A 6,373-nucleotide genomic window follows, 5' to 3' on the forward strand; every position below is an offset into this window, starting at 1 on the left:
GGGGGAACCATCCTCCCGGAAGGAGTGGCCGTTCGCCGGAACAGCCACTCCTTCCGGGCCCGCCGGCGCGCCCGGTCCCGCGCCTCGACGCGCCCCCGTCGCCGGGCGGAGCGGGGTCAGGGGCGCACGGTCTCCGTCTCGACCGTGCGGCGGCCCTCGTCCTGCACGGCGGCGCTGCGCGCCGCCGTCGACGGGAGCGGGTTGTCGGCGGTCAGGTGCAGGCCGGGCACCCGGTCCTCGATGACGAAGGTGGCCCGGGTGTGCGCCGGCGCGCCCGGCCGGCTGACGTACGGCAGCACGTCGAAGTCGGCGGTGAGCTGGGCCGGGGTGATGGTGGTGCGGACGTAGCCGCGCAGGCTGTTCTGGAACCGCAGGTGCGGGTTGAACGCCAGCCAGGGGTGCGAGCCGGTGACCGAGTCGGCGCCGTCCCCGCCCGAGGTGATCGAGGAGCAGACCAGCTCGCTGCCGACCGTGCGGGAGGTCGGGTCGGTGTAGTCCAGCTTCAGGTCGCTGGCCCAGTGCGCGTGCACGTCGCCGGTGAGCACCACCGGGTTGCGCACCCCGGCGGCCAGCCAGCCCCGGGTGATCCGGTCCCGGGAGGCGACGTACCCGTCCCAGGCGTCCATGCTGGTGACGGTCAGCGGACCGGAGTTGTTGTCCCGCTGGGCGAAGAAGACCTGCTGGCCGAGAATGTCCCAGCGGGCGTCGGAGCGGCGGAAACCGTCCAGCAGCCAGGCCTCCTGCTCGGCCCCGGTGATCGAGCGGGCCGGATCGGCGGCCGCCGCGCAGCTGCGGTAGCCGTCGCCGCAGGCCTGGTCGTCGCGGTACTGCCGGGTGTCGAGCATGTGGAAGGTGGCCAGCCGCCCCCAGCGCACCCGGCGGTAGAGCTGCATGTCGATGCCGCGCGGCACGGAGCTGCGCCGCAGCGGCATGTTCTCGTAGTACGCCTGGAACGCCGCCGCCCGCCGGTCGAGGAACCCGGGGTCCGGCGCCTCGGGCACCTCGTCGGCCCAGTTGTTCTCCACCTCGTGGTCGTCGAAGACCACCACCCAGGGCGCGACGGCGTGCGCCGCCTGCAGGTCCGCGTCGGTCTTGTACTGCGCGTGCCGTTGCCGGTAGTTCGCCAGCGTCCGGGTCTCCGGGCCCTCGTGGTCGCGCGGGTTGCCGCCCGGGACGGTGTACGTGTCCTTCGCGTACTCGTACTGGTAGTCGCCGAGGTGCAGGATCAGCTCCGGTTCGGTCTCGGCCAGCCGCCGGTACGCCGTGAACCAGCCGTGTTCGTACTGCGAGCAGGAGGCGAAGCCCATGGCCAGGGCAGCCGGCAGGCTCCACGGCGCGGGCGCGGTGCGGGTCCGGCCGACCGGTGACAGGTGCCCGTCGGCCCGGAACCGGTAGAAGTACTCCCGACCGGGCAGCAGGCCGTCCAGCTCGACGTGCACGCTGTGCGCCGACCCGGGCCGCGCCCACGCCACGCCGCGCCGCACCACGTGCCGGAACCGCTCGTCGGCGGCGAGTTCCCACTGCACCGGAACGACCCGGTCGGGCATCCCGCCGAGCCCGTCCTCGGCCAGCGGCCGCGGGGCCAGCCTCGTCCAGAGCACGAAGCCGTCGTGGTCGGGGTCGCCGGAGGCCACCCCGAGGGTGAACGGGTACGCCAGCCGCCGGGTGCCGGCGGCGGACGCCGGTGCCGGGCCGCCGGGCGTGGCGCCGGCCGCCCCGGGCAGGCCGGTGACGGCACCGGCCGCGCCGACCGCCGCGCCGGTCAACAGGATGGTACGTCGGGACAGTGACACGAAATCCTCCCCAGAGTCCGGTTCCTCGCCGACCTGGGGAGCGTCGCGGCCGCGGGTGACCGCCGGATGACCAGCAGGGCCCCTTGTCCTCGCTTTTTGCGGAACAAGGAGCCCTCGGCGTACCGGTCAGACGGCGAGGTCCCGGCGGGTGAAGGCCGCGGTGCCGGCGGCGACCAGCAGCGCGGTGGCGCCGAGCAGCAGCAGCGCGCCGGCCGGCTGCACCCCGCCGATCAGCGGCGAGCCGCCCAGGTACCAGTGGAACGGGGAGAGCTCCCGGGCCCAGGTCAGCCCCTCGACCTGCGGGAAGACCGAGTTCGCCAGGTAGCCGAGCACGGCGGCGCCGGCGCCGGCGCCGAGCGCGGCGGCCCGCCGCCCGGTGGCCGCGCCGACGGCGAAGGCGAGCGCGGCGAACGTCAGCCCGAACAGGGCCAGGTGCAGGGTCATCGCGGCGAAACCGCCGACGCCGATCCCGTCGAACTGGGCGGGGCCGCTCAGCGCGAGCATGGCCAGGCCGAGCAGGACGGCGATCGCGACGAGGCCGACCGCCACCGCGGCGAAGCGCAGGAGGGCGAGCCGGGCCCGGCCGACCGGGTGAGCGAGCACCAGGTCGAGGGTGCCGGCCTCCTCGTCGCCGGCCACCGCCCGGGTGCCGGCGGCGATGGCGAAGACCGCGACCAGCAGCGGGATGAGCAGCCCGTACACGGCGCTGCCGAGGTAGCCCGCGGCGGTGGTCAGGTCGCTGTAGTTGAACGCCTCCAGCAGCCCTTCGGGGTACGCCTGGAGCGCCTCGGCCATCTCCGGCGCCTGCATGGTCGGCCAGAACGAGGCGTACATCGCGCCGACGGCGACGATCGCCACGGTCCAGCCGAGCAGCGACCGGCGTGCGTCGTGCAGCGCCTTGGTGAACGGGTCACGCAGCAGCACGGGTGTCCTCCTTGGAGTAGTAGCCGAAGAAGAGCTCCTCCAGGTCGGGCTCCTCGGACAGCAGCCCGACCACGGTGTGCCCGGCGGCGGCCTTGACCAGCGCGTCGGCGCGCCCGTCCAGCCGGCAGCGCAGCGTGGTCCCGGTGACGCTGACCTCGCTGACACCGGGCAGGGCGGCGAACTCCGCCTCGGTGACCGGGTCGGCGAAGCTGACCTCGACCCTGCGGACGGCCTGCTCGCGCAGCTCCTCGACCCGGGCCACGGTGATCAGCCGGCCCTCGCGGATGATGCCCACCCGGTCGGCGGTCTGCTGCACCTCGCTCATCACGTGCGAGGACATGAAGACCGTCCGCCCGTCGGCCCGCGCCGCGCGCACCATGGACAGGAACTCCTGCTGCAGGAACGGGTCCAGGCCGCTGGTCGGCTCGTCGAGGATGAGCAGTTCCGGGTCGTGCATGAAGGCCTGCACCACGCCGACCTTCTGCCGGTTGCCCTTGCTCAGCCCGCTGATCCGCCGGCCGAGGTCCAGGTCGAGCCGGGCGGCCAGCTCGTCGATCCGGCCCCGGGGCACCCCGCCGCGCAGGTTGCCGAGGTAGGTGAGCAGCTCGCGGGCGGTCTGCCGGCCGTCGACGATGAAGTCGCCGGCCAGGTAGCCGATCCGGCGGCGCAGTGCCACCCCGTCGCGGCGGGGGTCGGCGCCGAGCACGCTGATCCGGCCGCTGGTCGGGCGGATCAGGTCGAGCAGCAGCCGGATGGTGGTCGACTTGCCGGCTCCGTTGGGGCCGAGGAAGCCGTACACCTCGCCGGGTTCGACCCGCAGGTCCAGCCCGGTCAGGCCGCGGTTGCGGCCGTACGTCTTGACCAGGTTCTCCGTCTCGATGGTGGGCTCAGCCATCACCGTCTCCCTTCCCCGTGTACTCGGCCTCGAAGCGTTCGACGAGCTTCGGCACCTCGCGTTCGATGAATGCGTAGAAGTCGCGCATCACCCGCAGCCGCTCGGTGCCCGGGGCGTCCTCGCCGCCGACGACGGCCAGGCCGTGCTCCATCAGCTCCCGGAACGCCCGGAACTTGGTGGCGTCGGCGGCGATCCGGATGATCGCGTCCGGCCTGACCTCGTACGCGTGGCCGCGGTGCCCGGGCACCGGCACCCGGCGGGCCAGGCCGCTGGTCTCCAGCAGCCGCATGCCGGTGCTGACCGAGCCCTTGGAGAGCCCGAGCCCTTCGGCGAGCTGGCTGCTGGTCTGCCACGGCGGGTCGCAGACCAGCAGCCAGCCGAGCAGCTTGCCGTACGCCGGGGGCAGGCCGAGCCCGCTCAGCACGACGGCGGCGTCCTCGGCGTAGCGGCGCTGGGCGGACAGTTCCGTCATCGACTCCTCGTTCCAAACGTTCAAGAAGTTCTGAACCAAGAGTACGCCGGGGGGTGCCGGCGGGGAAGCCCCGGGCTGGTGTCAGCCGTCACGCAGCAGTCGGCGCAGCCGGCCCGGGGTCTGCCCGAGGTGGGCGCGGACCGTCCGGGTCAGGTGGGCCTGGTCGGCGAAGCCCAGCTCTGCCGCGACGGTGGCCAGGTCGGCCCCGCCCGCCAGCAGGTCGAGCGTCCGCCCGACCCGCAGCCGGTTGCGGTAGCGGGTCAACGGCACCCCGACCAGCGCCTGGAAGGAGCGGCTCAGCCGGTACGGCGACACCCCGAGCGCGCGGGCCAGCGGCAGCAACCCGGCCGCCTCGGGCGCACCGTCGCGCACCGCCGCCCGGGCGGCCGCCACCAGGAGCCGGTCCCTCCCGGGCGAGCCGGGCGCCGGCCCGGCCGCCGCGCCGACCAGCCGGACCAGCCGCTCGGCGGCGGCGAAGTCGGGATCGGGGCGGGCCGCGGCGCGCAGCAGCAACCGGTGGGCCAGGTCGACGCGGGCGTCGACGTGCACCACGGCCGGTGCCGGGCGGTCGGCGAAGAGGTCCCGCCACAACCGTGGCGACAGGTGCAGCGAGGTGCAGTCGTCGCCCCCTGCCGGGTGGGCGAAGCGTTGCTCCTCGCCGGGGACGGTCAGGTAACCCACGGTCGGGTCGACGAACTCCTCGCCACCGCGCCCCCGCAGGCGGAAGCCGCCCCGGCGGGTGAGCACCATCCCGTACGCCCGGCTCGGCTCCGGCGCGGACCAGCCGGTGTGGTCGTCGCGGCAGCACACCGCCCGGACCCGGAAGTCCGGATGCCGGGCGAGCAGGGTGCTGGTCCGCATGCCGGCCAGGGTAGCCGCCGCCGAGGGGCGCAAGGATCGACAAGACGCCGGGCCCGGGGCGGGGGCAGGGTGTCCGCCATGTCCGAGCCGATCTCCCGGCGGCGCACCGCGCTGCTCGTCGTCCTGCTGACCGGGCAGGCCATGGCCTCGATGGACACCTCGATCGCGGCGGTGGCCGCGCCGGCGATCCGGGCCGACCTGGCCGGCCCGCCGGCGCTGGCGCAGCTGGTGCTGGCCGGGTACACGCTGGCCTTCGCCGTGCTGGTGGTCACCGGCGCGCGGCTGGGCGCCCGGCACGGCGCCGCGCGGGTCTTCCTGGTCGGCCTGGCCGGCTTCACCGTCGCCTCGCTCGCCTGCGGGCTGGCACCGGGGCCGGGCAGCCTGGTGGCGGCCCGGGTGCTCCAGGGGGCCACGGGAGCGCTGATGGTGCCGCAGGTGCTGGCGCTGATCCAGGCCCGGTTCACCGGCACGGCCCGGACCCGGGCCATCGGGGCGTACTCGATGATTCTGGCGCTCGGGGTCGCGGCCGGTCAGGTCCTCGGTGGCCTGCTGGTCACCCTCGACCTCGGCGGGCTGGCCTGGCGGGCCGCGTTCCTGGTCAACGTGCCGGTCGGGCTGCTCCTGCTGCCGCTGGGTCGGCGGGTGCTCGGCCCGCCGCCGGCCGGCACCCGCCGGGAGGCGCTCGACCCACCCGGAGTGCTGCTGCTCTCCGCGGCCATGCTCGCCCTGGTGGTGCCGCTGGTGCTCGGCCGGGACCTCGGTTGGCCACGGTGGTCGCTGCCGGCGGTGGCCGCCGCCGGCGCGGTCGGACTCGGGCTCTTCCTGCGCTATGAGGACCGGCTGGCCCGGCGCGGCGGCGCGCCGCTGCTTGACGTGACCGTGCTGCGGCTGCCCGGCGTGGCGGCCGGCCTGCTGGCCGCCGGCGTGGTGATGGGCTGCTATGCCGGCTTCCTGTTCACCCTGACCCTGCGGTTGCAGGACGGACTGGGTCTCAGCGCCCTTGCCGCAGGTCTGGCCTTCCTGCCGTACGCCGCCGGTTTCGCGCTGTGCGGCCTGGCGGTGCCGCGGCTGCCCCGGCGGGTGCGGGACGCCCTGCCGGTGGCCGGCCCGCCGGGTCTGGCCGTGGTGGTGCTGGCGGTCGCCCTGCTGTCCCCCGACGGCTGGCCGTGGCTGGTGGGGAGCGGGCTGCTGCTGGTGGGCGGCGCGGCGCACGCGGCCGCGTTCAGCCCGCTGGTCGCCCGGCTGGCCGGCGCGGTGCCGGTCACGGCGGCGGCCGCGTTCTCCGCGCTGGTCTCCACGGGCACCCTGCTCGCGGCGGTGCTCGGGGTGGCCACCCTCGGCGCCCTGTACCTCTCCCCGGCACCGGCCGCCGCTCCCGCCGCGACGGCCGCCCTCCTCCTGTCCGGCGCTCTGGCCGCCCACCAGTCC

6 protein-coding genes are annotated in these 6,373 nt (G+C 75.4%); 1 reads left to right on the forward strand and 5 read right to left on the reverse strand.

The window, feature by feature from the left end:
• Window positions 1-116 precede the first annotated feature (116 nt).
• From C1I99_RS10310 to C1I99_RS10330, 5 genes are all read right to left on the reverse strand, one after another.
• A complete protein-coding gene (locus C1I99_RS10310; RefSeq protein WP_111133991.1) occupies window positions 117-1,793 on the reverse strand; it encodes an alkaline phosphatase D family protein in 1,677 nt (558 codons plus the stop codon).
• A gap of 126 nt (window positions 1,794-1,919) precedes the next feature.
• A complete protein-coding gene (locus C1I99_RS10315; RefSeq protein WP_233512448.1) occupies window positions 1,920-2,717 on the reverse strand; it encodes an ABC transporter permease subunit in 798 nt (265 codons plus the stop codon).
• On the reverse strand, window positions 2,704-3,612 hold the full coding sequence (locus C1I99_RS10320; protein ID WP_111133992.1) for an ABC transporter ATP-binding protein: 909 nt from the start codon (window positions 3,610-3,612) through the stop codon (window positions 2,704-2,706). The genes C1I99_RS10315 and C1I99_RS10320 overlap by 14 nt, the downstream gene beginning before the upstream one ends.
• The gene (locus C1I99_RS10325) at window positions 3,605-4,084 is read right to left on the reverse strand and encodes a GbsR/MarR family transcriptional regulator (RefSeq protein WP_111133993.1); all 480 of its coding nucleotides are present in this window, start codon (window positions 4,082-4,084) and stop codon (window positions 3,605-3,607) included. Before C1I99_RS10325 ends, C1I99_RS10320 begins: the two co-directional genes overlap by 8 nt.
• Before the next feature lie 81 nt (window positions 4,085-4,165).
• Window positions 4,166-4,945 carry an AraC family transcriptional regulator gene (locus C1I99_RS10330; protein ID WP_111133994.1) on the reverse strand — a complete coding sequence of 260 codons (780 nt, stop codon included), beginning with the start codon at window positions 4,943-4,945 and terminating at the stop codon, window positions 4,166-4,168.
• A 78-nt stretch (window positions 4,946-5,023) separates the two neighbouring features.
• Here C1I99_RS10330 and C1I99_RS10335 point away from each other — a divergent pair.
• On the forward strand, window positions 5,024-6,373 hold a 1,350-nt coding region (locus C1I99_RS10335; RefSeq protein WP_111133995.1), incomplete at its 3' end, for an MFS transporter.

The sequence above is a fragment of the Micromonospora deserti genome (genome assembly GCF_003236335.1).
GTDB lineage: Bacteria > Actinomycetota > Actinomycetes > Mycobacteriales > Micromonosporaceae > Micromonospora > Micromonospora deserti.

Excerpts from the sequence above, each read along its gene's own strand:
- C1I99_RS10320 (WP_111133992.1), bottom strand. The coding sequence starts at position 3,612 with ATGGCTGAGCCCACCATCGAGACGGAGAACCTGGTCAAGACGTACGGC.
- C1I99_RS10325 (WP_111133993.1), bottom strand. The coding sequence starts at position 4,084 with ATGACGGAACTGTCCGCCCAGCGCCGCTACGCCGAGGACGCCGCCGTC.
- C1I99_RS10330 (WP_111133994.1), bottom strand. The coding sequence starts at position 4,945 with ATGCGGACCAGCACCCTGCTCGCCCGGCATCCGGACTTCCGGGTCCGG.